Consider the following 24,436-nt stretch of genomic DNA (forward strand, 5'->3'; position numbering starts at 1 on the left):
ACGTGACATCATTGTCCCTTCTCCGGGTTCTAAGCGCTTAGATTCTAAGCGCTTAGATTTTCGGCTGACAAGACCCGGTTTTGAGGCCGGGTCGCTGTGCGCCGGGGGAGCGCACCGGTTCGCGGGTCTGCCGCGGCTTGTCGTGAGTGGGAAGCAGGGTTAGAACACGGTTTCCCACTCACGACCCCGGGTCACCGCCGACGAACCTCAGGCGCCTAGTGTCGCGCGTGGCAGGTGTTTGACGTTCGGGGCGGCCGGAACCTGCGTCATGAGACCCCGGCCCGTGCAGCCCCTCCCGCGACGACATGAATGAGTCATTCACCTCGTCCGGCGACATGAATGACTCATTCATGTCGCCGGACCAGCTGGCGCGACCCTCGGCAGATCCCGGTCCGAGTCGCCCGACGCCACCTTGGCACGCAGGGCCGGGCCGCCGTCGACGAACCTCAGGCGCGCGACACTAGCTGCGCCAGATGGCGGACCGGGGCGGGCAGCCGCAGCTCTCGCGGAGGACGACCTCGACCGGCAGCTCGCGGACCTCCGGCGCCCGGGCGGGCTCCGCGATCTGGGCCAGCAGGATGTCCACGACGGCCTGGCCCATCTCCACCATGGGCTGGCGCACCGTGGTCAGCGCCGGCCGGACGACCCGGCCGGCCGCCACGCCGTCGAACCCGGTCACCGCCACCGTGGCCGGCACGTCGACCCCGCGGTCCGCGAGGATCCGCATGACGTCCAGGGCCACCTCGTCGGTGGCGCAGACGAACGCCTCGGGCAGCGGCAGGTCGGCCGGCAGCGCCACGACCGCGCGCCCGGCGTCGTCCGGCCGGGTCGGCGGCACCAGCGGCTTGCGCGGCACCCGCAACCCGGCGGCCCGCAGCGCGTCCCGGAAGCCGGCGAAGCGCGCCTTGGCCTCCGCGGGGTTGAGGCCGCCGACGAACAGCAGGTCGCGCCGGCCGTGGTCGATGATCAGGTGCTCGGTGACGGCCCGCGTGCCGGCCCGGTTGTCGACGGTCACGTGGCTCGCGCGGTCGTCCTCGGGCGGCTCGGACACCGCGACCACGGGGATGCGGCTCGCGACGTGCGCCAGCGCTTCGGGGGAAAGCGTTTGCGGGAACACGGCGAGGCCGTCGACCCGCCCGGCGATGTCGGTGACGACGGCGTCCGACCTGCTGTGGCTCGGCCCGCCGATCATCAGCGCGTAGCCGAGCTCCCAGCAGGCCACTTCCATGCCGCGCTGGATTTCGTCCACGTACAGCGGGAACTCCCGGCACAGCTCGTCGGGCCCCTCCCGCACGATCGGCACCGCGGTCCGCCGGCCGACCGGCACCGGCGCGCGCGGGGCGGTGCGGTAGCCGACCAGGTAGTCGTAGGAGAAGAGGCCGAGTGCGCCGGTCCGCCCCTTGGCCAGGCCGCGCGCGCTCGCCGAGGGGACGTAGTTCAGCGCCTGCGCCGCGTCGAAGACGAGGGCCCGGGTGGTCTCGCGCACCTTCTCCGGCCGCCGGAAGGCCATCGACACGGTGGCGATCGACACGCCGGCCCGCGCGGCGACGTCGTACACCGTAGCCGCCTTCGCCGGCGGTTCCGCCATGCCGTCGCCCTCCCGGTCTATGCGCTTCGATCGCTCTCACCGTACCGTGCGCCCTCCCGCGAAGGCGCGGCCACCGCGCGACGTTCTCGGTGCGTTTCCGCCCGTGAGCCGTCGACCTTCGCGTAGAACGCGCGGAGGACTTCGGCGAGCCGGCCGGGTGCTTCCATCGCGACGTAGTGCCCGATGCCGTCGATCGACACCGCGGACACGTCCGTGGCCACCTGGCGGACCGTGGCCGACGTGAACTCACCGCACCCGCCGCCCACGGCGAGCACGGGCACGGTGAGCTTCTGCTTCGCCAGTTCGCGGATTTCGCCGCCTTCGGCGAGCATCGAACGGTAGAGGCCGGTCGCGCCCCGGAAGGCGTCCGGTCGGCGGTAGGTGCGGACCAGCTCGTCGACGTCGGAGTCCGTGAACGCGCCCGGGGTCGCGTTCAGGGAAGGGATCGCGTAGCCGCCGAGGAACTCGCGCTCCCGGCCGGACAGCAGCAGTTCGGGAATGCCGGGCGCGGCCAGGACGCCGATGTGCCAGGCGCCGCCGCGGGTGACGTCGGCCAGCGTCTCGAGGCCGAATCCCGGCAGGCCGGTTTCGATCGCCGTGTAGCTCCGGAGCAGGTGCGGGTGGCCGGCCGCGACGCGGAAGGTGGCGGGCCCGCTGATGTCCTGGCCGGTGAGGTGGACGGGGCCGACGTCGAGCCGGGTGATCAGCTCGACCAGGTCGGCGGCCGCCGTCGCGCCGCTGTGCTCGCCGGTCGCGGTCGCGGAATCGCCGAAGCCGCGCAGGTCGGCCGCGAACACCCGGTGGTGCCCGCTCAGCAGCGGGATCAGCTTGTGGAAGGTCCACCACGTCTCGGGGAAGCCGTGGACCAGCAGCACCGGTGTGCCGGAGGTGCCCGCGGTGACGTAGTGCAGGTCGGTGCCGTTGACGTCGGCGCGGTGGTGGGTGACGCCGGGAATGGTCGCGCTGCCGGGGGCGAGGGTCATGGGAAGGCCGCTCCTCAAGGATGGACAAGTACCTTGTCCAAGGTAGCGATTGGACAAGCGACTTGTCCACCCTGCGGGGTTTCGTATGATCGGCGGCATGGAGCGATCTCCGGGTGCCGATCTGGCACTCCTGCTGCTGCGCGGGTTCCGTTCGATGGTGGACGACGTGAGCGCCGGGCTGGCGGACCGTGGGCACCCGGGGGTGCGTCCCGCGGACGAGTTCGCCCTGCGGGCCATCGAGGAGGGGGCCGACAGCGCGTCCGAGCTCGGGCGCCGGTTGTCGATCACCAAGCAGGCCGCCGCCCAGCGGATCGCCATCCTGGAACAGCTGGGATACGTCGAGCGCGAGGCGCACCCCGCCGACGCGCGCCGCAAGCGGCTGCGGGTCACGGCGCGCGGCTCCGAGATGATGCGGATCGGCGGCGAACTGCTCGACGAGGTGCGTGAGCGCTGGTCGGCCGACATCGGACGCCGTCAGCTGGCTGCCCTCGAGGCGCACCTGGCCAGGCTCACCGACCGGGCGGCGGTCCCGGTCGACGACGTGACCGGCTGAGGGTCACTCCGCGTACATCCGGATCGAGGACGGCTTGATGCTCGTCTGGCTGATCTCGAACCCCGCGCCGTGGGCGTAGGTGGGCACGACGGAGTCGATGTAGGGAACCGCGTCCACCCTGGCGATGAGCGCCGTCTCCGCCGCGGTCCACAGTGGACAGCCGGTGTCGTTGACCATGGTCGCCGCTTGCCGGGCCCGCTCGTCGTAGCCGGCGTTCTCGATGTGCGCGAAGTTCGTCCCGGCCGGGACGGCCGGCCCGGACACGAAGGGCACCATCTGGTTCGGTGACGCGAAGCCGATCGGGCCGAGCAGGACGTCCCAGCCGCCGGTGCCGAAGAGCTCCTGGCTGAGCGCCGGGCCGTCGAGCCCCCGGACGGTGACGGCGGCGCCGAGGGACTGCCAGGCCTGCCGGGCCAGTTCGGCGGTGGCGGTCATGGTGGGGCCGAGCTGGGTTCCGTAGAGGACGGTGAGCTCGAGGCGCCTGCCCTTCTTCACGCGAACGCCGTCCGGCCCCGGCTTCCAGCCGGCGGTGTCCAATGCGGATGCGGCCGCGGCCGGGTCGTGGACCGGCAGGTTCCCGGTGACGGTGTCGCCGGGGCACGGGGTCATCGCGGCGGTGACCATTCCCGTGGACGGTGTACCCGTGCCGTCGGTGAGCACGCTGCCGAGCCGGGCCAGGTCCAGGGCCTGGGTGAGACCGCGCCGGACCGATTCGTCGTGGCCGGGCCGTCCGTCGGCCTGGTTGTAGAACAGTTCCCCGAGCGGTGCCACGAAATCGGCGTGCGCGAGCCCCTTCGCGTCGGGCAATTGCCGCTCCGGCCCGGTGATCGTGGCGGCGTTCAGCTCGCCCGACAGCAGCAGCCCGGCCGCCGTCCTGGTGTCCGGGACGACCCGGACGACGACCCGGTCGGGGAGTCCGGGGCGGGTCGCCTGCCCGGTGCCGGGTCCCCAGGCGTAGTCGGTGCGGCGCGTCAGCGTGTAGTGGTCACCGGGCACGGCTTCGGTGATCGTGAACATGCCGGTGCCGCCTTCGCCTTTCGTGGCCAGCTTCCGGTCCCGCAGGGCCTTGCCGCAGACGATCGGCAGCGTGCCGATGTCGCGGAGGAGGAACGCGTCGGGCTTCCCGCTGGTGACGGTGATCGTGCGGGTGGCTTCGTCCGCGGTGGCGCTCGTCCCCGGTGCGACCGTCTGGCCGGTGACGGGTGACTTGCTGGCCGGGTCGCCGACGAAGTCGATGTTCGCCGCGACGTCGGCGGCGGTCAGCGGGGTGTCGTCCGCACAGGAGATACCGGCGCGGAGGGTGAAGGACGCGGTCGTCGTCGTGGCGGTCCACTTCCCGGCCAGCCCGGCGACGGGCTTCCCGTCCGCGGTGAGGTCGAGCAGGCTGTCGTAGAGGAACCGGTCGACCTGGCTGGTCACGGACAGCACGGTCAAGTGCGGATCCAGGGAGGCCGGGTCGGAGCCGATCGCGAGGGTGAACGTCCGGCCGTCCACCGGCTGGCGGCCGGCGGTGCTCGTGCAGCCGGCACAGCCGCTCGCGGCCATGGCCAGCACGCCCAGGACCGCGGCGGAGTTCCGGGGGTGTGCCATGGGCATTCTCCGTTCGAGAGCGGTGCCGGCGATGCCCGGGCATGGTATGAACGGGGCCGGGCCACCGGTTCGTGCGCCGCGACAGTTTTCCGGATCCCGGTTCATCCCGGACGACGAGCGGGCCTGCCCGCGGAAAACACCTCGGTGCTCGCTCCACGCCGGACCGGCGAGTCGTCGCCGCCGACGAAGTTCTCCCCGCCACCTTGTCGGTGACGACGAACACATCGCCGCACGCCGTTCCTAGCATCTTCCGGCATGAGCAACCTCGACGAGGTCAACGCGTGGATCGGCGAACAGGTCCCGAAGCTGCTTCGACAGTACGACGTCCCCGGCGCGGCGTGGGCCGTGCTGCAGGGCGAGCAGGTGGCCGACGGAGCAGCCGGACTGCTCAACAAGGCCACCGGGGTCGAGGCGACCCCGGACTCGGTCTTCCAGATCGGGTCGATCACCAAGCTCTGGACGAGCACGCTGGTGCTGCAGCTCGCCGACGAGGGCAAGGTGGACATCGGGAACCCGGTCCGCACCTACCTGCCGGAGTTCCGCATCGCCGACGAGGGGGCGGCCGGGCAGATCACCGTGCGGCAGCTGCTCAACCACACCGCCGGGTTCGAAGGGGACATCTTCACCGACACCGGAGTGGGCGACGACTGCCTGGAGAAGTACGTCGCGACGCTCGCGGGGACACCGCAGCTCTTCCCGCCCGGCGAGCAGTTCTCCTACAACAACGCGGGTTATTGCGTGCTCGGCCGGCTGGTCGAGGTACTGCGCGGGAAGCCGTACGACGCCTGCCTGCGCGAGCACCTCATCGCGCCGCTGGGGCTCACCCACACCGCGACGGGACCCTACGAGGCGATCATGTTCCGGGCCGCGATGGGGCACGTCCAGCCGGCGCCCGGCGGCGAATACGTGCCGGCGCCGATGTGGGCGATGGCGCGGTCGAACGCGCCGGCCGGGTCGATGCTCGCGATGCGGCCGCGGGATCTGGTGGCCTTCGCGCGGATGCACCTCGAGGACGGTCTCGCGGCCGACGGGACCCGGGTGCTGGCGCCGGGCACCCCGGCCCGCATGCACGCACGGGAGGTCGGCCTGCCCGACCTCGGCCTGATGGGAACGTCGTGGGGGCTGGGCTTCGAACGGTTCGAGACGCCGGCCGGGACGATCATCGGCCACGACGGCAGCACCATCGGGCAGGGCGCCTTCCTGCGGATGGTTCCCGAGGCCGGGCTCGCCGTCGCGCTGACGACCAACGGCGGGGACACGGTTTCGCTCTACCGCGACGTCGTGGGGCACGTCCTGGACGAGCTTTCCGGGGCGACGTTGCCCGCGCTGCCCGTGCCGCCGGCGGATCCGCGGCGGATCGACGCCGAGCGGTTCGTCGGCACCTATTCGGCCGACGTCTTCGACCTCACCGTCAGCCAGGACGACGAGCACCGCATCTGGATCGAGCAGATCCCCAAGGGCGTCTTCGTGGAGATGGGCGGGCAGGTCGAACGGACCGAGCTCGTCCACTACCGCGACGACATGCTGATCCCGGTCGAGGCCGATCGCGGGATGCACATGCCGCACGCGTTCCTGGGCGACGACGGCACGGGGCACGCCCTCTACCTGCACCTCGGTCGCGCCGTCCGGCGCGCCGGAGCCTGATCCCCTAGCACGTACGGAACGGAACCGTCATGAAGCTGACCACCGCGGGCCTCCACGGCCTGTGTCTCGTGCTGGCCGCCGCCGCGCTGACCGGTTGCGGAGGAGCCTCCGACAGCAGCGGGAAGGCCGCGGTCGTCGACGGCGGCACCTTCACCCTCGGGCTCTCCTCGGACCCCGGCAACCTCGACCCGCAGATGGGTGCGGGCAGCGCGCTGTACACCGTCACGCAGTTCGCCTACGACCCGCTGCTCAGCGTCGACGGCGAAACCGGGGAAATCCGCTCCGGACTGGCGAAGAGCTGGAAACTGCGCGACACCACGGTCTCGCTGACCCTCGCCCCGGGCATCACGTGCGCCGACGGTGCCAAGCTGACCGCCACGGACGTCGCCGCCAACCTGAACTTCGTCGCGGACCCGAACAACAAGAGTCCTTTCCTGGGGGCGTTCTTCCCGCCGGGGGCGAAGACGGTGGGCGACAACGCGGCCGGCACGGTCACGATCACCCTGGCCCAGCCGGCCCCGTTCGTCCTCAACGGACTGGCCGGCCTGCCGATCGTCTGCCCGGGCGGCCTGGCCGACCGCGGTGCGCTCAAGACGGCGACGGCCGGCACCGGACCCTACAAGCTCGTCGAGGCCGCGCCGGGCGACCACTACACGTACGCGCTGCGGGAGGGCTACACCTGGGGGCCGGACGGCGCCACCACCGCGACCAAGGGGCTGCCGAAGACGGTCGTCATGAAGGTGGTGCAGAACGAGACCACCGCGGCGAACCTGTTGCTCTCCGGCGGCCTGAGCGCCGCCCAGATCGCCGGTCCGGACGCGGACCGGCTGGAGAAGGCGGGACTGTTCGCCGCCAAGACCCCGGCGCTCGTGGGGGAGCAGTGGTACAACCAGGCCGCGGGCCGGGTCACCGCCGACCCGAAGGTCCGGATGGCGCTGACCCAGGCACTCGACCTCGGCCAGCTGCAGAAGGTGCTCACCTCCGGGCAGGGCTCCCCGGCGACCACGCTGGCCGCGAACGAGCCGGTCGCCTGCCCCGGCGATTCGGTCTCCCGCGCGCTGCCCGCCGCCAACCCCCAGGCGGCGGCCGCCCTGCTCGACCAGGCGGGGTGGCTGGCCGGCGGCGACGGCAAGCGCACCAAGGGCGGCAAGCCGCTGGCGCTGGTGTTCCTCTACCAGAACAACAACGGCAGCGGCGGCGACGCGGCGGCCGAGCTCGCGGTGAAGCAGTGGAAGGCGATCGGGGTCGAAGCCACCGCGCGCAGCCAGGACGAGACGACCTTGACCACCGCGTTGTTCGGGGCGGGGGACTGGGACGTCGCCTGGGTGTCGGTCAACGTCAGCACCCCGGACCAGCTCGTGCCGTTCCTCTCCGGGCCGGCGGCGCCACAGGGGAACAACTTCGCCGCGATCGCCGACCCGGAGTACGACAAGGCGGTCAAGGCGGCGATGGCGACGCAGGGCACCGCCGGCTGCGGGGCGTGGCTCGCCGCGGAGTCCGGCCTGATCGCGCGGGCGGCGCTCGTCCCGTTCGCCGGCAAGGTCGTGCGCACGTTCGGCAAGGCCGCCGAGTTCCGGACCCCGGGCCAGCTGATCCCCACGAGCATCCGCATGCTGGCGAAGTAGCGAGGGGTGACGACAGACATGCCCGTGACCCTGACCGTCCCGGCCCCGCCGGCGGATCCGGCCCGGCCGCGGCCGTGGGCGCACCCGTGGGCGCGGTTCGGCCTCCGGCGCCTCGGCCGGCTGCTGGTCTCGCTGTGGGTCCTGGTGACCGCGTCGTTCGCGATGATCCACCTCATCCCCGGGGACCCGGTCCGCGCGGCGCTCGGCCCGACGGCGCCGGCGGACCTGGTCGAGGCGCGCCGGCACGCACTGGGACTGGACGACCCGATCCTCGTCCAGTACGCCCACTACCTGAAGGGGCTGTTCACCGGCGATCTCGGGACCTCGCTGGCCTCCCAGCTCCCGGTCTCCGACGTCATCGCCCAGCGGCTGACCGCGACCCTGCTGCTGGCCGTGTTCGCCTTCGTGGCGGCCGTGGTCATCGCGGTCCCGCTGGGCGTGTCGATGGGCGTGCTGACCCGGCGCGGCCACGGCCGGCGCACCGAGCTCGCCTTCACCACGACCAGCATCGTCGTGGCGACCATCCCCGACTTCCTGATCGGGGTCGCGCTCGTCTACGTCTTCGGGATCCGGCTCGGGTGGCTGCCGGTCGCCGGCAACGACACGGCGTCGGCCTACGTGCTTCCCGTGGTCTCGCTGGCGATCGGGCCCGCGGCCATCCTGGCCCGCATCGTGCGCGTCGAGATGGCCGGCGTGCTCGAAGCGGACTTCGTCCGCACCGCACGGGCCAAGCGGCTGCCCGCCCGGACGATCTACCTCAAGCACGCGCTGCCGAACGCCGTCACCGCGGCGCTGACCCTGGGCGGGCTCCTGCTGAGCGCGCTGGTCGCCGGCACCGTCCTGGTCGAGAACGTCTTCGCCTGGCCGGGCCTGGGCAGCACGATCGTGCAGTCCATCCTCACCCGGGACTACCCGGTGGTGCAGGCGATCGTCCTCGTCTACGGCCTGGGCGTGCTCCTCACCAACCTCGTCGTCGACATCGCCCTCGCCGTGCTCGACCCGCGCTCGAAGATCCGGGAGGACTGATGCGAGGACGCTGGACCCGGGTGGTCCGCACCCCACTGGGCCTCACGGCGACCGTGCTCGTGGTCGTGGTGCTCGCCCTGGCCTGTTTCGCACCGCTGCTGTGGGGAGCCGGCGCCGACGCCGTCGACACCGACAACCTGCTCGCCCCGCCGTCGGGACAGCACTGGGCGGGAACGGACAACCTCGGCCGCGACATCCTCCTGCGCGTCCTCGTCGCGTCGCGGCTTTCCATCGAGCTCGCCCTGCTGGCCATCGTGCTCACCGTGGTCGCCGGCCTGGCCATCGGCGCCGCGCCGTTCGTGCTCGGCAGGCGATCCGGCCGGGTGGTGACGGCCGGGGTCAACATCGCGGTCGCCTTCCCGGGGCTGCTGCTGGCGCTGTTCTTCGCGGTCGTGTTCGGGGCCGGCGCGACGGGGGCGGTGCTGGCCATCGGGCTCGCCGGCGCCCCGGCGTTCGCGCGGATGACCCAGACCCTGGTGGCCGGGGTCGCGGCGCGGGAGTACGTCGCGGCCGCCCGGACCGTGGGGATCGGCCGGTTCCGGATCCTCTTCCGCCACGTCCTGCCGAACATCGCCGAGCCGCTCGTCGTCAACACGACCATCGGCGCCGGCAACGCGCTGCTCGCGTTCGCCGGGCTTTCGTTCATCGGCCTCGGTGTCCAGCAGCCCGCCTACGACTGGGGCCGCCTGCTGAACGACGGGGTCGGCGCGATCTACTCGAACGCGAGCGCCGCCCTCGTGCCCGGAGCCGCGGTGCTGCTGGCCGGCCTGGCGTTCAACCTCTTCGGCGAGTCGGTCGCCAAGGGGCTCGGGGTCTCCGTGGGTACCGGGCTCCGCGCCTTGCCGCGACCGCGCGCCGGAGCGTCCCGCGTCCCCGCTTCCGCCGGTGAGGAGCCGCGGATGAACTCCTACCAGGCGGTGCTGGAGGTCCGGGACCTCCAGGTCACCTTTCCCGGGCCGGCCGGTCCGGTGCGGCCAGTCCGCGGGGTGTCCTTCCAGGTGGGCCGGGGGAAGCGGTCGGCATCGTCGGGGAGTCGGGTTCCGGCAAGTCCCTGACCGCGCTGGCGATCACGCGGCTGCTCGGCGACCACGCCCGGGTCGACGCCTCCCGGCTGGAACTGCTCGGGGACGACCTCCTGGCCCCGGACACGGCGGTGCAGCGCCGGATGCTGGGCACGTCCCTGGCCATGGTCTTCCAGGACCCGATGACCGCGTTCAACCCCACCCACCGGATCGGGGGCCAGCTGGCCGAGGTGGCCACCCACCACCAGGGCATGAACCGCCGCCAGGCGATGGCCCGCGCGGTGGACCGGCTGACCGCGGTCCGCATCCCGGACGCGGACGCGCGCGTCCGGCAGTACCCGCACGAGTTCTCCGGCGGAATGCGCCAGCGGGCCATGATCGGCATGGGCCTGATGGGGTCGCCGGCGCTGATCGTCGCCGACGAGCCGACCACCGCGCTCGACGTCACGGTGCAGCAGCAGGTGCTGGACCTGCTCGCCGCGATCCGGGCGGCGGACGACGTGGCGCTCGTGCTGATCAGCCACGACATCACCGTGGTCGGGGAGGTCTGCGACCGGGTCCTGGTGATGTACGCCGGCCGGATCGTCGAGGACCTGCCGGCCGCCGGCCTCACCACCAGCGCCCGGCACCCCTACACCCGGGCGCTGGTCGAGGCGGTGCCCGGCATGGCCACCGACCTGGCCGAGCCGCTCGCCACGATCCCGGGCCGCCCGGTCGCCCCGGCCGACGTGCCCCGCGGCTGCGCCTACGCCGACCGGTGCCCGCTCGCCGACGCGCGGTGCCGGGCCGAGGATCCGCCGCTGGCGGCCGACGCGGCCGCCGCGCGCCACCACCGGGTGGCGTGCTGGCACGCCGGTGAGCCGCTGCCCGCCGACCGCAGCCCCGACGAACTGGTGGAGTCACCGTGAGCGAGCTGAACTTCGAGGATGTCACCGTCCGATATGGACGGACGACCGCGGTCGACGGGGTCAGCCTGACCGTGCCCGCGGGCGCGGTGGTCGGGCTCGTGGGCGAGTCCGGGTCCGGCAAGTCCACGCTCGCCAGGGCCGCCGTCGGCCTGGCTCCGGTGGCCGACGGCCGGATCACCCTCGGCGGCGCGCCGGTCCCCACCCGGGGCCGGCCGCGGCCGCTGCAGATGGTCTTCCAGGACCCCTACTCGTCGCTGGACCCCCGCATGACGGTCGGCGACAGCGTGGCCGAGGCCATGCCGCCGGACGCCGGGCGTGCCGCGCGGCGAGCCGAGGTCGGGCGGCTCCTGGACCTGGTGCACCTCGATCCCGGCTGCGCCGGATCCGTGCCGTCCCGGCTGTCCGGCGGCCAGCGCCAGCGAGTCGCGCTGGCGCGGGCGCTGGCGGCCCGTCCCCGGGTGATCGTCGCCGACGAGATCACCTCCGCCCTGGACGTCTCCGTGCAGGGGGCCGTGCTCAACCTGGTCCGCGAGCTGCAGCGCAGCCTGGGTCTCTCGATGCTGTTCATCTCCCACAACCTCGCCGTGGTCCGGTACGTCGCCTCGCACGTCGCCGTCATGCGCCACGGCCGGATCGTCGAGCAGGGGCCCACGACGCGCGTCCTGTCCGAACCCGACCACGACTACACGCGCGAGCTGCTCGCCGCCGTACCCGGGCGGAAAGCCGGAAAGCCGTGACCGGAACGCGAGCGACCGCGGACTCCGTGCTCGACGGCGCGGGTTCGGCCGCGGAGGCGGCGGCCCGGGCTTCCGGCGTCGTGGTGCGCGAACTCGCCGGCATCGCCGAGCTCACCGAGGCGGTCGTCCTCTTCGCCACCATCTGGGGGCGGTCGGCGAACCCGCCGGTGACCATCGAGCTGTTGCGCGCCTTCACCAAGGCCGGCAACTACGTCGCCGGCGCGTTCGACACGGGCCGGCTGGTCGGCGCGTGCGTGGGCTTCTTCCACGCCCCGGCGGGCGGCGCGCTCCACAGCCACATCGCCGGCGTGTCCCCGACGGCCGCCGGCCGCAAGGTCGGGTTCGCGCTCAAACTGCACCAGCGCGCGTGGGCGCTGAGCCGCGGGGTCTCGGAAATCGCCTGGACCTTCGATCCGCTGGTGGCCCGCAACGCGTACTTCAACCTCGTGAAGCTGGCCGCGCGGCCGGTCGAGTACCTGCCGGACTTCTACGGCCCGATGTCCGACGCCATCAACGGGGACGCGGCTTCGGACCGGCTCCTGGTGCGGTGGCGGCTCCGCGACAGCGCGGTGGTCCTCGCCGGCCTCGGCGGCGGCGTGGGCGCGGTCGCCGAGGACGAGATCGCGGCGGGGGCCACGGTGGCGCTGGGCATCGCCGAAGACGGCGGTCCCGTTCCCGGGCGGCTGGACGGAGCCGTCTCGCTCGTCGCCGTCCCGTCCGACATCGAGACGCTTCGCACGACCGCGCCGGACCTGGCCCGGCGCTGGCGGATCGCGGTCCGCGACGCGCTCACCGGCCTGGCCGCCGGCGGCGGCCGGATCGACGGGTTCGACCGGGCGGGGTGGTACGTCGTGCGGTGAGCGACCCCTCGCCCCCGCGGGTCACCGCGAGACCAGGTGCACGGGATGCCCGTCTGCCGGGTAGGGCAGTGAGGTGTAGTTCATCGGTGCCCGGTAGCCGGCGGGCACCGTCCAGTCGAAGCGCAGCAGCAGCTGGTGCAGCACCGCCTTGACCTCCACCGCCGAGAAGTGCATCCCCAGGCACTTGTGCACCCCGCCGCCGAACGGCTGCCACGCGTAGCGGTGCACCTTGTCCTCACGGCGCTCCGGCGCGAACCGGCCGGGGTCGAACCGGTCCGGTTCCGGCCAGTACTCCGGCATCCGGTGACTGAAGATCGGCGTGACGACCGCCTTCGTCCCCTGGGGCACGTAGTGGCCGAGCACCTCGGTGTCCTTCACGGTGATCCGTGCCATCGTCGGCACCGGCGTCACCAGCCGCAGCGACTCCTTCATGACGAGGTCCAACGCCTCGAGCCCGTCCAGGTCGGAGTGTTCGGCGAACTCCTTGCCCAGGGCGAGGGATTCCTCCCGGCACCGTTCACGCCACAGCGGGTGCTGCCCGAGGTAGGACATCATCGTCGAGATGGTGATGGTGGACGTGTCGTGCGCCGCCATCAGCAGGAACACCATGTGGTCGATGACGTCGTCGTCGGAGAACCGGGCGCCGTCGTCGTCGGTGAGGTGGCAGAGCACCGAGTAGAGGTCGTCACCGTCGCCGCCGCGGCGCGCCGGCAGGTACGAGCGCAGGAACCGGTCCAGCCGCTCGCGGCCGGCCAGGCCCTTGCGCCAGCGCCCACCGGGAACAGGCGCGCGGACGATCGCGGTCGCGGCCTGCACGCAGTCGACGAAGGCCCGGTTGATCCGGTCCATTTCGGACCGTGCGGTGCCCTCGGCGCCGCCCATGAAGATGTCCGTGGCGAGGTCGAGCGTGAGCTGCTTGGCCGCCGGGTACACCCGGAAGCCCGCACCCGGGCGCCAGGCGCGGAGGCCGTCGGCGATGGCCGGGTTGAGCGCTTCGACGTAGCCCGTGAGCCGCTCCCGGGTGAAGGCCTGCTGCATGATCCGCCGGTGCGCCAGGTGCTCGTCGAAATCGAGCAGCATGAGCCCGCGGTCGAAGAACGGCCCGATGAGGTAGCGCCAGCCCTCGGCGTTGGCGAACGCGCGGTCGCGGTTGGCCAGCACCACCTCGTTGGCGTCCGGACCGAGGAGCGCGACGAACCGGCTCCCGAACCCGCCGAACCACGAGACCGGGCCGTACCGCTCGTACCGTTCCCGCCACAGCCCGACCGGGTCCCGCATGTACCGGGCGGTGTAGCCGAGGAGCGGGAGACCGGCGTCGCCGGGCACCGGCCGCAAGGGGGACCGAGGGGGTGTCGGGGCCAGGACTCGGCTCATCGGAACCTCCGTAAATCTGACAGGGCGTTCTGTCAACCTGGTCGAGCATGATTCCGACAGGGCGTCCTGTCAAGATGTGCCACAATGGCGGGATGTCCACCCCGACCCGCCCCTACCGCGGCGTCAGCGCTCGCGAACGCGCCGCCGGACGCCGTACCCGCCTGCTCGAAGCGGGCCTCGAGCTGCTGGGCACGGCCGGCGGCGAGCGCACCACCATGACCGCGGTCTGCGCCCGGGCCAAGCTCACCGAGCGCTACTTCTACGAGAGCTTCCGCAATCGCGAGGACCTGCTGATCGCCGTGGTCGACCACGTCGCCGGGGAACTGCGGCACACCGTGCTCACCGCCCTGGAGGAAGCCGACGGCGACGCCGGGACGAAGGGCCGGGCCGCGATCGCCGCGTTCGTCCACCGCATCGACGAAGACCCCCGGCTGGGCCGCGCCGGGCTCGTCGAGTCGGCGGCCGTGGCCGTGCTGCGCCCGCGCCGGCACCAGCTCCTGCGCACCTTCGCCGACCTCGTCGTCGCGCAGGCCGAGCTGCTGTACGGAGCCGAGGCGCTGCCCGAGCCCCGTGACCGCGTCCACGCGCTGCTGTTCGTCGGCGGGCTCGCGGAGCTGCTCACGGCCTGGCTCACCGGAGAGCTCACGGTGACCGCGGAGGAAATCGTCGACGCGGCCACCCACCAGTTCGTCACGAGCATGCACGTCTGAGCGGCGCCCGCCGGGCAGGCGGGCCTCACGGAGCCTGGCCGGCCGCCCCGGGGTGGACTCCGGCCGGATTCGCCTGCGGCGGCGGGAAGTTCGTCGTGTGCCGGGGCGCATCGGGGACCGCGTCGGGGATCCGCAAGGTGAACTTCGTGCCCGCTCCGGGCGAACTGACGACGGAGACCTTCCCACCGCGGGCTTCGACCGCGGCGCGGACGATCGCCAGCCCGAGCCCGGTGCCCCCGCGGGGGTCGCCGTGGCGGGTCGACCACGACCGCTCGAAGATGTGCGCCAGATGCTCCTCGGCGATGCCCCGGCCGGTGTCGGCGACCTCGATGTGGAACCCGGGTGGCGCGATCCACGCCCGCACCGTGATCCGGTCGCCGTTCTGGGTGAAGGCGATCGCGTTTTCGAGCAGGCTGTCCATCGCGGCCTGCAGCCGTTCCGGGTTGGCGAGCACGGTGCCCACCCGGCTCTCGCACGACCACTGGCGGTCGGCCACCGGCACCCAGCGGCGGACCAGTCGTTCGAGGAAGGCGTCGAAGTCGATCGGGGGAGTGCTGACCGGTGAGTCGAGCCGCATCAGGGTGGTCAGGCCGCCGGTGAGGCGGTCGAGCTTGCCCAGCTCGTCCAGCACGATGCCGGCGTCCTCGTCGGTCTGCTGGTCTTCGTGCGCCGAGCGGATCAGCTCCACGTAACCGCGGGCGACGGTGATCGAGGTCCGCAGCTCGTGCGAGCCCAAGCGGACGAACAGGTCCTGGGTCTCGGCGCGCTGCCGCTCGAGGGCCGCCACCCGTTGCAGTTCTTCCAGGGCGCGCTGGCGTCCCCGGACGTGCCACACCATCACGAGGAAGACGGCGGCCATCAGCGGGACCTCCGCGGTCTCCTCGAACCGGATCTCGCCGCGGGTGGCCTGGTCGAGCATCAGGAAGCCGGTCGACGCCGTGACCGCGCCCAGCGCCGTGAGCATCCCGGCGAGCGGCCACGAGTTGACGCCGAACACCAGCGCGATGCTGATCCACACGAAGTGGAACGGGATCGTCTCGCCTTCGGGGAACCGCCACATCGCGACGAGGTTCACCACGGCGAAGGCGATCCAGCAGAAAAGGACTGTCCGTTTAGCCCGCGGAGAGGCAGTAACCCACATTGCGCACCGTTTCGATCCGGCGGAGCCCGTCGAGCTTCGAACGCAGGCGCCGGACGTAGACGTCGACGACGTTGCTCCCCGGGTCGAACTGGTAGCCCCAGACGTCGGCGAGCAGCTCCTCCCTGCTGCACACCTGGTCGGCCCGCTGCATGAGGTGGCTCAGCAGGACGAACTCCCGTTGCGACAACGCGGTCTGTTGGTTGCCCACCGAAACGATCCGGCGTTGCGTGTCCAGCCGCAGATCGCCGACCTGGAGGAACCGCGACCCCGCGGTGGTCCCGGACTGCTGCTCGCGCAGCCGGACCCGGACGCGGGCCAGGAGTTCCGCGGTGACAAAGGGTTTCGGGAGGAAGTCGAGCGCGCCCGCGTCGAGCACGTGCACGCGCGTCCCGATCTCGGGCACCGCCGACAGCACGACGACCCTCGACCCCGGCAGCCGGTCGAGGAGTTCGGAGAGCACGGCGGCGCCCGAGACGTCGGGGAGCATGAGGTCCAGCACGATCAGGTCGTAGCTACGCTCGGTAGCGGCGGTGAGCCCTTCGGCACCCGTCGCGGCCAAGTCCACGGCGTAGCCCTCGGCTTGCAGCACGCGCTGCAGCAGACGCCGGATCCGTTCTTCGTCATCGACAACCAGCAGGCGGCTCAACGACTTCACCTCACTCACCGGTGGAGCGGGACCGGGACGCGTCCGTTTCCGGCCGTCTCGTCGTCCCTGCACGTTGTCGACCGGCCCGCCCACTTCGTTACACCAGGTCATAACGATTGGAACACCGTGACAACCGGATGACGGATCTTTCATCTTCGGCGGCGCGGCTCCTCGGGCATCCGACGATCGGGTCATCCGCAGCGCCCCACTGGAGGCTGGCCATGGCTCGTCCGACCTTCCGCTCCGCGGCCATCGTCGTCGCCGTGCTCACCGGAATCGCGCTCGCCCTGCCGGTGGTGCTGCAGCACGGCACACCGCAAGCCCGTGCCGCGCAACCGGGTTCGATCACCCTGCACGCGGAAAGCGCGCGCACGGTGGGAACCGCACCGGGTCAGGTCCGCAAAGGTGACGCGATCACCGGGTACAAGTGGCTGATCGCCGCGGAAGACGTGGGGAATCCTCGGGACAGCCTGCAGAACTGCCTTCCCGCGCGGGCCGGCGGTTCCGCGGACTTCGCCACGAAGTGCCAGTGGCCGTCCATCCGGTACACCCCGGGCAGTGTGCCGATCGTCGCGCAGGGCGACCAGAACGACCTCAACGACAGCAAGGCACTCGACGCGCTGCCGCCGGGCAGGTACCTGATCTCCCTCACCGCCGACGGCTACAAGATCGACGGCGCGCACTTCACCGTGGACGGTGGCACGCAGCGGGTGAACGTCACCATGCAGCCCTACCCGCTGCCCCTGGGCAACGTCCGGATCCGCGTGTTCCAGGACTCCGTGCCGGTCGACGCGACCTACGAGGTCGGGGCCGAGTCCGGCCTGGCGGGGTTCACCGCGCACCTGTCCGATGTGCTCGGTGAAGTGTCCACCGACTACTACGGGAACCCGTTGTGCACCAAATACGTCCACAACGGCGCCGGCCAGATCGTCTTCACCGGCGGCAAACCCCAGATCGACCCGGCCTCGACCGGCAAGTGCGTCAGCGACGCCCAGGGCGACATCCTGATCCCGAACATGGGACCGGACCGCTACGCCGCCACCGTAATCCCGCCGGTCGGCACCGACTGGGCGCAGACCACGACCCTGGAGGGCGCGCACGACTGGGACATCTGGACCCAGGAGGGCGACACCGGGTTCGACACCGAACAGACCATCGGCGCCGAGCCGGTGCCCGCGGTCGACTTCGGCTTCGTCCGGCCCAAGGCACTGCCTGCCGGGCCGACCGGCGAGATCAAGGGCGTCGCCGTCCAGATCGACACCTACGTCGGCGGCACCGGGGGAGTGGGCGTGCCCAACGCCGGCGTGGCCGGGGCGAGCGTCCGCGGCCCGGTCGACCGGCCGTTCGTCGCGCTGTCCGCGCTGGGCAACAACGACCAGGTGGCCTACATGGCCCGGGCGGGCAGCGACGGGAAGTTCGACATCAAGAACGTGCCCAACGGCGACTACCAGCTCACGCTGTGGGACTACCCGCAGGAGGTGATCCTCGACAGCTTCAACGTCACGGTGAACAACGGCGGTGTGGTCGACGTCGGGCAGAAGGGGCTCGTCGGCTGGCACGCGGCGATCGAGGGCACGATCTTCATCGACACCAACGGGAACGGCAAGCGTGACCCCGGGGAAGCGGGCGTGCCGCAGTTCCCGGTGTCGGTGAAGGAACGCGACAACTCCACCATGGACCAGGGCATCGCCGGCGTCACCACCGACGCCACCGGGCACTACTCGATCCCCGAGGTCTACCCGCTGAGCAAGTTCCTGGTGCTGGAGGCGTTCAACACCCGCTACAAGACCACCGGGATCACCTACCAGGCCGACAACCAGCCGACGCCGACCACGATGCTCGGTGCCGCCGTGGACGTGTCCATCCTGCCGATCATCGGGCTCAAGGGCCGGGTCGACTGGGGCGTGCAGCCCTACGCCGGCGCGGAGAACGGCGGGATCGTCGGCACCGTCACCTACGACACCACCCGCAACGAGCTCGACCCGCGCTACGCCGTCACCGAGACCTACCAGCCGGGCGTGCCCAACGTCGGCGTGCACCTCTTCGCGGTGAAGCGCGACGACAACGGGGACCCGGTCGTCAACCCGGACGGCTCGATCGCGCGCGGTCCCGAACTGGCGGACACTTACACGTCCGAGACGTGGGAGCAGCCGAAGGGGTGCACCCCGCGCCTGTACAACGGAGACGTCCTGACCGGCCAGCAGGCGGTCGGCATCCCCGGGCAGGACCCGCCGTCCTGTGTGGAGTCCCCGATGAGCGGGATCCAGGTGCAGCCGAGCGACACCACGCCGGGCAACTTCGGGCAGACCGTGAACGGCAACTACGGCTTCGGCACCTCCAAGCTCAACCTGTACCCGCCGGGTGACGAGAACAACCCGGCGCCGGGCAAGGACCTGCCGCTCTACGCCAACCTGGCCGACAACCACTACGACGACCAGCCGCTGGTCCCCGACGACTACCTCGTCTCGGTCGACGTCCCGCAGAACCCGGTCGGCGGCAAGCCGATGTACCAGGTGACGAAGGAAGAGGACGTCAACATCTTCGACGGCGACGGGTACCTGCCGCAGGAGAACTTCCCGCCGGCACCGGACCTGTCCAGTGACCCGCCGAACCCGGCGCAGCCCCAGCCGGACCCGGGCGCGCCACCGTCGCAGGGCAACGGCTTCACCCCGCCGTGCGCGGGTGCGAACCACACCGTGCACGTGACCGACCAGAACTTCGTCGACGGCGGCGGCAGCCCGTTCGAAGGCCAGGCGAAGCCGCTGTGCGACCAGAAGCTCGTGACCGTCCGGGGTGGACAGTCGACGGCGCCGAACTTCAGCCTCTTCACCGACGTGCCGCTGCCGACCCACTTCTACGGCCTGACCATCAACGACCTCGGCCTGTCCAACGACCAGCGGTCCATCCAGTACGGCGAGGCCCAGCCGCTGCCGAACGTCCCGATGGGCGTCTACGACTGGAGCGGCCGGCTCGTCGACACCGTCACCACCGACTTCAACGGCTACTACGAGGCCCTGGAGCCCTCGACGTCGACGTACAACTGCCCGCTGCCCGCCGGGCCGTGCCCCGGCATGTACCGGTTCGTCGGCAACGACCCCGGCCAGCCCGGTCACGTCAACCGCGACTACAACCCGCGGTTCCGCACCATCGCGACCAACTTCCAGGCCTGGCCCGGGCTCTACACGGTGACCGACACCGCGCCGACCCAGGTGGGCGTCGTGGCGGTGGCGCCGGGCTCGACCCAGGTCAACCCGGTCAACTGCACCCCACCGGCCACCGCGCCGCAGATCTTCGCGCTCGACCGGCCCGTCCTGCGGCTGACCGACGTCCTGAACCGCACCGTCACCCTCGACGGTCTCGGGTTCGGGGCTGCCAAGGGCACCGGCCAGGTCGTGATGACCCGCGCCGACGGCTCGACGGTGAACCTGGGGACCACGGCCTGGAGCGACACGCAGATCAAGTTCACCGTCCCGATCACGCTGACCGGCGGACCGGTGAAGATCTCCGTCCGCAAGGCCGACGGCCAGACGACGGTCAACGGCGTCGGGCTGCAGGTCCTCGGGCTCGCCTACAACCCGCGGATCCTGCAGGTGAACCCGCCGACCCCGGCGCCGGCCGGTACCGGCTTCACCACCGTCCAGGCCGCGCTCGAGGCGGCCGCGCGCGGCACCGGCCAGCAGGTCGTCGTCGTGTGGCCGGGCCCGCAGGGGCAGGACAACCCGCAGGGCGCGTACTTCGAGAACGTCGTCGTCCACTCCCAGGTGCGCCTGCAGGGCGTCGGCCCGGGCGGCTTCCGGCCGGACGGCAGCTACGTGCGGGGCTCGGTGCTCAACGGCCTGGGCTTCAACCCGGACAACCCCTCGGGCACGGCCTGGTTCGCCCTCGTCGGCGGGCTGGCGCACCAGGGGCCGGCGAATGTCCCCGATTCCGCGGTCGTCACCGTGCTCGCCCCGCCCGCCGGCAACACCGGCTCCGCCATCGACGGGTTCACCATCACCGGCGGCGCGCAGGCGGACTTCGCCACCAACATCAACGACGTCTACGGCGGCACCAAGACACCCGCCGGGGCGCCGGGCGCGGCCATCACCCAGGGCGGCGGCGTGTACGTCCACGCCGGGGTCACCGGGCTGGGCGTGTCGGACAACGTGATCGTCGGCAACGGCGGCTCGTACGGCGGCGGCGTGCGCGTCGGGACGCCGTACGACACGACCATCCACAACCGGAACCTCACCATCGACCACAACCAGATCCGCGACAACGGTGGCACCAACCTGGCCGGCGGGATCGGGCTGTTCGACGGCACCGACAACTACTCCGTGCAGCACAACGACCTGTGCGGCAACTTCTCCGCCGAGTACGGCGGCGGGATCAGCCACTACGGCCGCGGCACGGGCGGCGACATCGGCAGCAACCGGCTGTGGTTCAACCAGTCCTACGACGAGGCCGGCGGCATCATGATCGCCGGTGAGCTCAACGCCAACCTGAACCAGCCGTCGGCGGGTTCCGGACCGGTGACCGTGCACGAGAACCTCGTGCAGGACAACCTCGCCAACGACGACGGCGGCGGCATCCGGCTGCTGCAGGCCGGGACCTTCCCGATCTCGATCGTCAACAACATGATCACCGACAACATCTCCACGCACGAAGGCGGCGGCCTGGCGCTCGACGACGCGACCAACGTCCGGATCGTCAACAACACGGTGATGAAGAACGTCACCACGGCCACCGCGGTCACCAGCACCGGCGAGGCGGCCCCGGCCGGGCTGTCCACCGCGCTGAACAGCGCGCAGCTGCAGGCGACCCTGCCCGCGAACGCGCCGAAGTACAGCAAACCGCTGCTGTTCAACAACATCTTCTACGACAACCGGGCCGGGAACTGGAACGGGCTCTACGTCTCCGGCATCGCTTCGCCGCAGGCACCGGGCGGCGACCCGGTCCGGCACTGGGACCTGGGTTCGGTGGACGCGGGCGTCACGCTGACCCCGACGTACTCGGTGCTGCAGCAGTACGACCCCGGCGTCACCCCGAGCCCGACGAACAAGATCGGCACCGACCCGCACGTGCGGACCCCGTTCGACGTCTCGGCCACGATCCTCACCTCCCGGACGTTCCCGTCCTTCCGGGAAGCGGTGATCGTCGCCAAGAACGTGCCGCCGGAGCTGCAGGGCGACTACCACCTGAGCGGACCGGTGCCCCCGGCCAACGGCGGCGGCACGGGCTCGCAGCCCAACCAGGGCGGCGCGGTCCAGGCACCCGCGATCGACTACGACGGGCAGCGGCGGGCCACCCCGCCGGACATCGGGGCCGACGAAGCGTTCTAGGCCCGCTCCCGCGGTTCCGGTCCGGCCGTACCCCCAGCCCCCCCCCGAGGGCACGGCCGGACCGGTTCCACCCACCCAGCATCGGCAACCGGCTCGCCGGGAGGACACCGTGACCAGCGACAACCAGCAGCGGCCGCCGAGGCCGATGAGCCGCCGGGCCCTGCTCCAGGGCGGCGCCGCGACCGTGGCGGCCGTCGCGGGCGGGCGCCTGCTCGGCTCCCGCCTCGATGCGCCGGCCCCGACCACCGTCCGGCCGGCCGCCGCGGTCGTGCCCCCGGTGACCGAGGTGCACTTCGCCGCGACCGACGGCTGGGTCTCGATGCCGTCCGGCGCTCGCCAGAACCCGCCGTTCTGGCCGGACTCCCTGGCGCCGAGCCCGTTCGACCTCTACGTCTTCGGCTTCCGGGACGTGACCGGGCTGGACGACGCCACGGTCAAGGCCCAGCGCGGCAAGGCCCAGATCTCCGCGCCCCTGCTGGCCTTCGACCAGGGCACCGACATCAAGCTCACGCTCACCAACCTCGGCCTGTCGGTCCGGCCGGACCTCACCGACGGGCACACCGTGCACTGGCACGGGTTCCAGAACGCCATCCCGCTGTTCGACGGCGTGCCGGAGCTGTCGATCTCGGTGCCGATCGGCCGGGACTTCACCTACTTCTACCGTCCGCACGAGGCCGGGACGTACATGTACCACTGCCACTTCGAGGACGTCGAACACGTGCAGATGGGCATGACCGGGGTGGTCTTCGTCCGCCCCGCGCAGAACAAGGCCCCGGTCGGCGGCGACCCGCTCGGCACCAAGTACGCCTACAACGACGGCGACGGCTCCACCCGCTACCAGCGCGAGTTCGCCTTCATGCTGACCGAGATCTGGGCCGAGGCGCACTACCGCGACGCCCACATCCAGACCACCGACTGGACCGACTTCTCGCCCAGCTTCTGGACGATGAACGGCCGCTGCTACCCGGACACGCTGGCCCCGAACGGCAACCCGATGACGACCACCGCGGGCCGGTTGCAGTACCAGCCGAACAGCTCGCTGATCACCGCCAACGAAGGCGACCGTGTCCTGCTTCGGCTGGCCAACCTCGGCTACCAGAACCACTCGCTGACCGCCGACGGGATCACGCTGACCACGGTCGCCAAGGACGCGGCCCCGCTCGTCGGCCGGGACGGCACGAAGCACTACCTGACCGGCAACAGCGTCGAGATCGGCCCGGGGGAGAGCCGGGACGTGCTGTTCACCGCACCCTCGCCGGGCACCTACCTGCTCTACGACCGCGACTACGGCTACCTGAACAACGGCGGGGGCGGCGGGTACGGCGGCCAGCTGACCGAGATCCGGGTCAGCCCCGCCGGCACCCTCGGCCCGCAGACCACCCCCAACTCCTGAGCAGGACACGCCATGAACCCGACGCGTTCGCCCCGCTTCACCTCCGCGGCCCCGGTCGTCCTGGCCGTCGCCATCGTCGTCGCGCTCACCATGCCGATGCCGTCGGCGGCCGCGGCCACCACCGACGGACTGCCCTGCGAAGCCAACTCCGCCAACACGTTCTCCCTGGACGCCAAGGCGGGGTACGTCTCGACCCCGGACGGCAACTCGATCTACATGTGGAGCTACTCCTCGAGCACCAAGGCGTTCCAGCTGCCCGGGCCGATGCTCTGCGTGGACTCCGGGGTCACGGTCACGGTCGTCCTGCACAACACGCTGCCGGAGGCGACCTCGATCGTCTTCCCCGGCCAGCACCACCAGCGGGCGAACGGCCATCCCGCGCAGCCGCAGGCCGACACCACCGGCCTGACGTCACTGACCGACGCGGCCGCACCGCTGACGGGCTCGGTGACCTACACCTTCACCGCCGGCTCGCCGGGCACCTACCTCTACGAGAGCGGCACCGACGTCGCCAAGCAGCGGGAGATGGGGCTGTCGGGCGCGCTGGTCGTGCGCCCGCCAGGACAGCCCGACCACGCCAACGGCCGGGCCGACTCGGCGTTCGACCTCAACCGCGAGTACGTCTACCTGCTGTCCGAAGTGGACCCCGACCTGCACCTCGCCGTCGAGCGGAAGCGGGCCTTCGACGTCACCAAGACCAAGGCGCGGTACTTCTTCATCAACGGCCGCAGCATGCCCGACACGATCGCGCCCACCGGTGCGGCCTGGCTGCCCAACCAGCCCTACGGCTCGCTGGTGCACCTCAAGCCGTTCGTGCCCGGCGATCCGGACAGCCGGCCCGCGCTGGTGCGCTACCTCAACGCCGGTTCGGTGAACTACCCGTTCCACCCGCACGGCAACGACCAGCGCGTGATCACCGAAGACGGCCAGCCGGTGCAGGGCGCCGGCGGCAGCGACGCCTCCTACGACAAGTTCCTCATCGACATCGGGCCCGGCCAGAGCGCCGACACCCTCGACCAGTGGGTCGACGCCGAGCACTGGAACGGCGAGACCAACCCGATCCCGGTCCCGCTGCCGCAGCTGCAGGACCAGATCGTCGGACCGGGTACGGAGACGTGGTTCAGCGAGAACCCGTATCTGGGCGGCCAGCCGGGCGAGGTGCCCGCCGGGGTCGTCCGCAACAACCAGTGCGGCGAGTACTACATGGTCGCCCACAGCCACGCACTCGAACAGGCCACCAACTACGGCGCGAGCTTCGGCGGGATGATGACGCTCGTGCGCATCGACCCGGCCGCCGGGTGCCCGTCATGACGAC

The 24,436-nt window shown here is 71.7% G+C and carries 15 protein-coding genes and 2 pseudogenes; 11 read left to right on the top strand and 6 right to left on the bottom strand.

Features of this window, described 5'->3' with window-relative positions:
* Positions 1-460 precede the first annotated feature (460 nt).
* Complete coding sequence (locus tag QRX60_RS31300; protein ID WP_285995025.1) at positions 461-1,588, bottom strand: LacI family DNA-binding transcriptional regulator; 1,128 nt, start codon at positions 1,586-1,588, stop codon at positions 461-463.
* A gap of 17 nt (positions 1,589-1,605) precedes the next feature.
* Entirely contained in the window at positions 1,606-2,571 is a 966-nt protein-coding gene (locus QRX60_RS31305; protein ID WP_285995026.1) for an alpha/beta fold hydrolase, read from the bottom strand.
* A gap of 97 nt (positions 2,572-2,668) precedes the next feature.
* On the opposite strand from QRX60_RS31305, the gene QRX60_RS31310 reads away from it, so the two are divergent.
* On the top strand, positions 2,669-3,124 hold the full coding sequence (locus QRX60_RS31310; RefSeq protein WP_285995027.1) for a MarR family winged helix-turn-helix transcriptional regulator: 456 nt from the start codon (positions 2,669-2,671) through the stop codon (positions 3,122-3,124).
* Between the two features lie 3 nt (positions 3,125-3,127).
* Here the strand turns inward: QRX60_RS31310 and QRX60_RS31315 are convergent, their stop codons facing one another.
* Positions 3,128-4,714, bottom strand: a complete 1,587-nt coding sequence (locus tag QRX60_RS31315; protein ID WP_285995028.1) for an ABC transporter substrate-binding protein — start codon at positions 4,712-4,714, stop codon at positions 3,128-3,130.
* A 255-nt stretch (positions 4,715-4,969) separates the two neighbouring features.
* Between QRX60_RS31315 and QRX60_RS31320 the strand changes: the two genes are divergently transcribed.
* From QRX60_RS31320 to QRX60_RS31345, 6 genes and pseudogenes are all read left to right on the top strand, one after another.
* A complete protein-coding gene (locus tag QRX60_RS31320; protein WP_285995029.1) occupies positions 4,970-6,358 on the top strand; it encodes a serine hydrolase domain-containing protein in 1,389 nt (462 codons plus the stop codon).
* Between the two features lie 29 nt (positions 6,359-6,387).
* The gene (locus QRX60_RS31325) at positions 6,388-7,983 is read left to right on the top strand and encodes an ABC transporter substrate-binding protein (RefSeq protein WP_285995030.1); all 1,596 of its coding nucleotides are present in this window, start codon (positions 6,388-6,390) and stop codon (positions 7,981-7,983) included.
* 18 nt (positions 7,984-8,001) lie between these two features.
* Positions 8,002-9,009, top strand: a complete 1,008-nt coding sequence (locus QRX60_RS31330) for an ABC transporter permease (RefSeq protein ID WP_285995031.1) — start codon at positions 8,002-8,004, stop codon at positions 9,007-9,009.
* Positions 9,009-10,939 (top strand): annotated as a pseudogene (locus tag QRX60_RS31335) (dipeptide/oligopeptide/nickel ABC transporter permease/ATP-binding protein). Before QRX60_RS31330 ends, QRX60_RS31335 begins: the two are co-directional and overlap by 1 nt.
* Positions 10,936-11,652, top strand: a pseudogene (locus tag QRX60_RS31340) (ABC transporter ATP-binding protein); the annotation flags it as partial. The pseudogenes QRX60_RS31335 and QRX60_RS31340, both read left to right, overlap by 4 nt.
* A gap of 20 nt (positions 11,653-11,672) precedes the next feature.
* On the top strand, positions 11,673-12,536 hold the full coding sequence (locus tag QRX60_RS31345) for a GNAT family N-acetyltransferase (protein WP_285995032.1): 864 nt from the start codon (positions 11,673-11,675) through the stop codon (positions 12,534-12,536).
* A 21-nt stretch (positions 12,537-12,557) separates the two neighbouring features.
* On the opposite strand, the gene QRX60_RS31350 is transcribed toward QRX60_RS31345, so the two are convergent.
* Positions 12,558-13,910: a cytochrome P450 gene (locus QRX60_RS31350; RefSeq protein WP_285995033.1), complete on the bottom strand. Its 1,353-nt coding sequence runs from the start codon at positions 13,908-13,910 to the stop codon at positions 12,558-12,560.
* Between the two features lie 92 nt (positions 13,911-14,002).
* On the opposite strand from QRX60_RS31350, the gene QRX60_RS31355 reads away from it, so the two are divergent.
* Positions 14,003-14,620, top strand: a complete 618-nt coding sequence (locus tag QRX60_RS31355; RefSeq protein ID WP_285995034.1) for a TetR/AcrR family transcriptional regulator — start codon at positions 14,003-14,005, stop codon at positions 14,618-14,620.
* A 25-nt stretch (positions 14,621-14,645) separates the two neighbouring features.
* Here the strand turns inward: QRX60_RS31355 and QRX60_RS31360 are convergent, their stop codons facing one another.
* Positions 14,646-15,698, bottom strand: a complete 1,053-nt coding sequence (locus QRX60_RS31360; protein WP_285995035.1) for a sensor histidine kinase — start codon at positions 15,696-15,698, stop codon at positions 14,646-14,648.
* Between the two features lie 34 nt (positions 15,699-15,732).
* The gene (locus tag QRX60_RS31365) at positions 15,733-16,407 is read right to left on the bottom strand and encodes a response regulator transcription factor (RefSeq protein WP_285995036.1); all 675 of its coding nucleotides are present in this window, start codon (positions 16,405-16,407) and stop codon (positions 15,733-15,735) included.
* 221 nt (positions 16,408-16,628) lie between these two features.
* Here QRX60_RS31365 and QRX60_RS31370 point away from each other — a divergent pair, with 221 nt between their 5' ends.
* The 3 genes from QRX60_RS31370 to QRX60_RS31380 all read left to right on the top strand — a co-directional run bounded on the left by QRX60_RS31370 (position 16,629) and on the right by QRX60_RS31380 (position 24,432).
* Complete coding sequence (locus QRX60_RS31370; protein ID WP_285995037.1) at positions 16,629-21,728, top strand: hypothetical protein; 5,100 nt, start codon at positions 16,629-16,631, stop codon at positions 21,726-21,728.
* A 109-nt stretch (positions 21,729-21,837) separates the two neighbouring features.
* A complete protein-coding gene (locus QRX60_RS31375; RefSeq protein ID WP_285995038.1) occupies positions 21,838-23,121 on the top strand; it encodes a multicopper oxidase domain-containing protein in 1,284 nt (427 codons plus the stop codon).
* 12 nt (positions 23,122-23,133) lie between these two features.
* Positions 23,134-24,432 (top strand): multicopper oxidase domain-containing protein, encoded by a 1,299-nt coding sequence (locus tag QRX60_RS31380; protein ID WP_285995039.1) that lies wholly within the window; start codon positions 23,134-23,136, stop codon positions 24,430-24,432.
* The last annotated feature ends 4 nt before the right edge of the window (positions 24,433-24,436 follow it).

It is taken from the genome of Amycolatopsis mongoliensis, assembly GCF_030285665.1.
In the GTDB taxonomy this organism is placed as follows: Bacteria; Actinomycetota; Actinomycetes; order Mycobacteriales; family Pseudonocardiaceae; genus Amycolatopsis; species Amycolatopsis mongoliensis.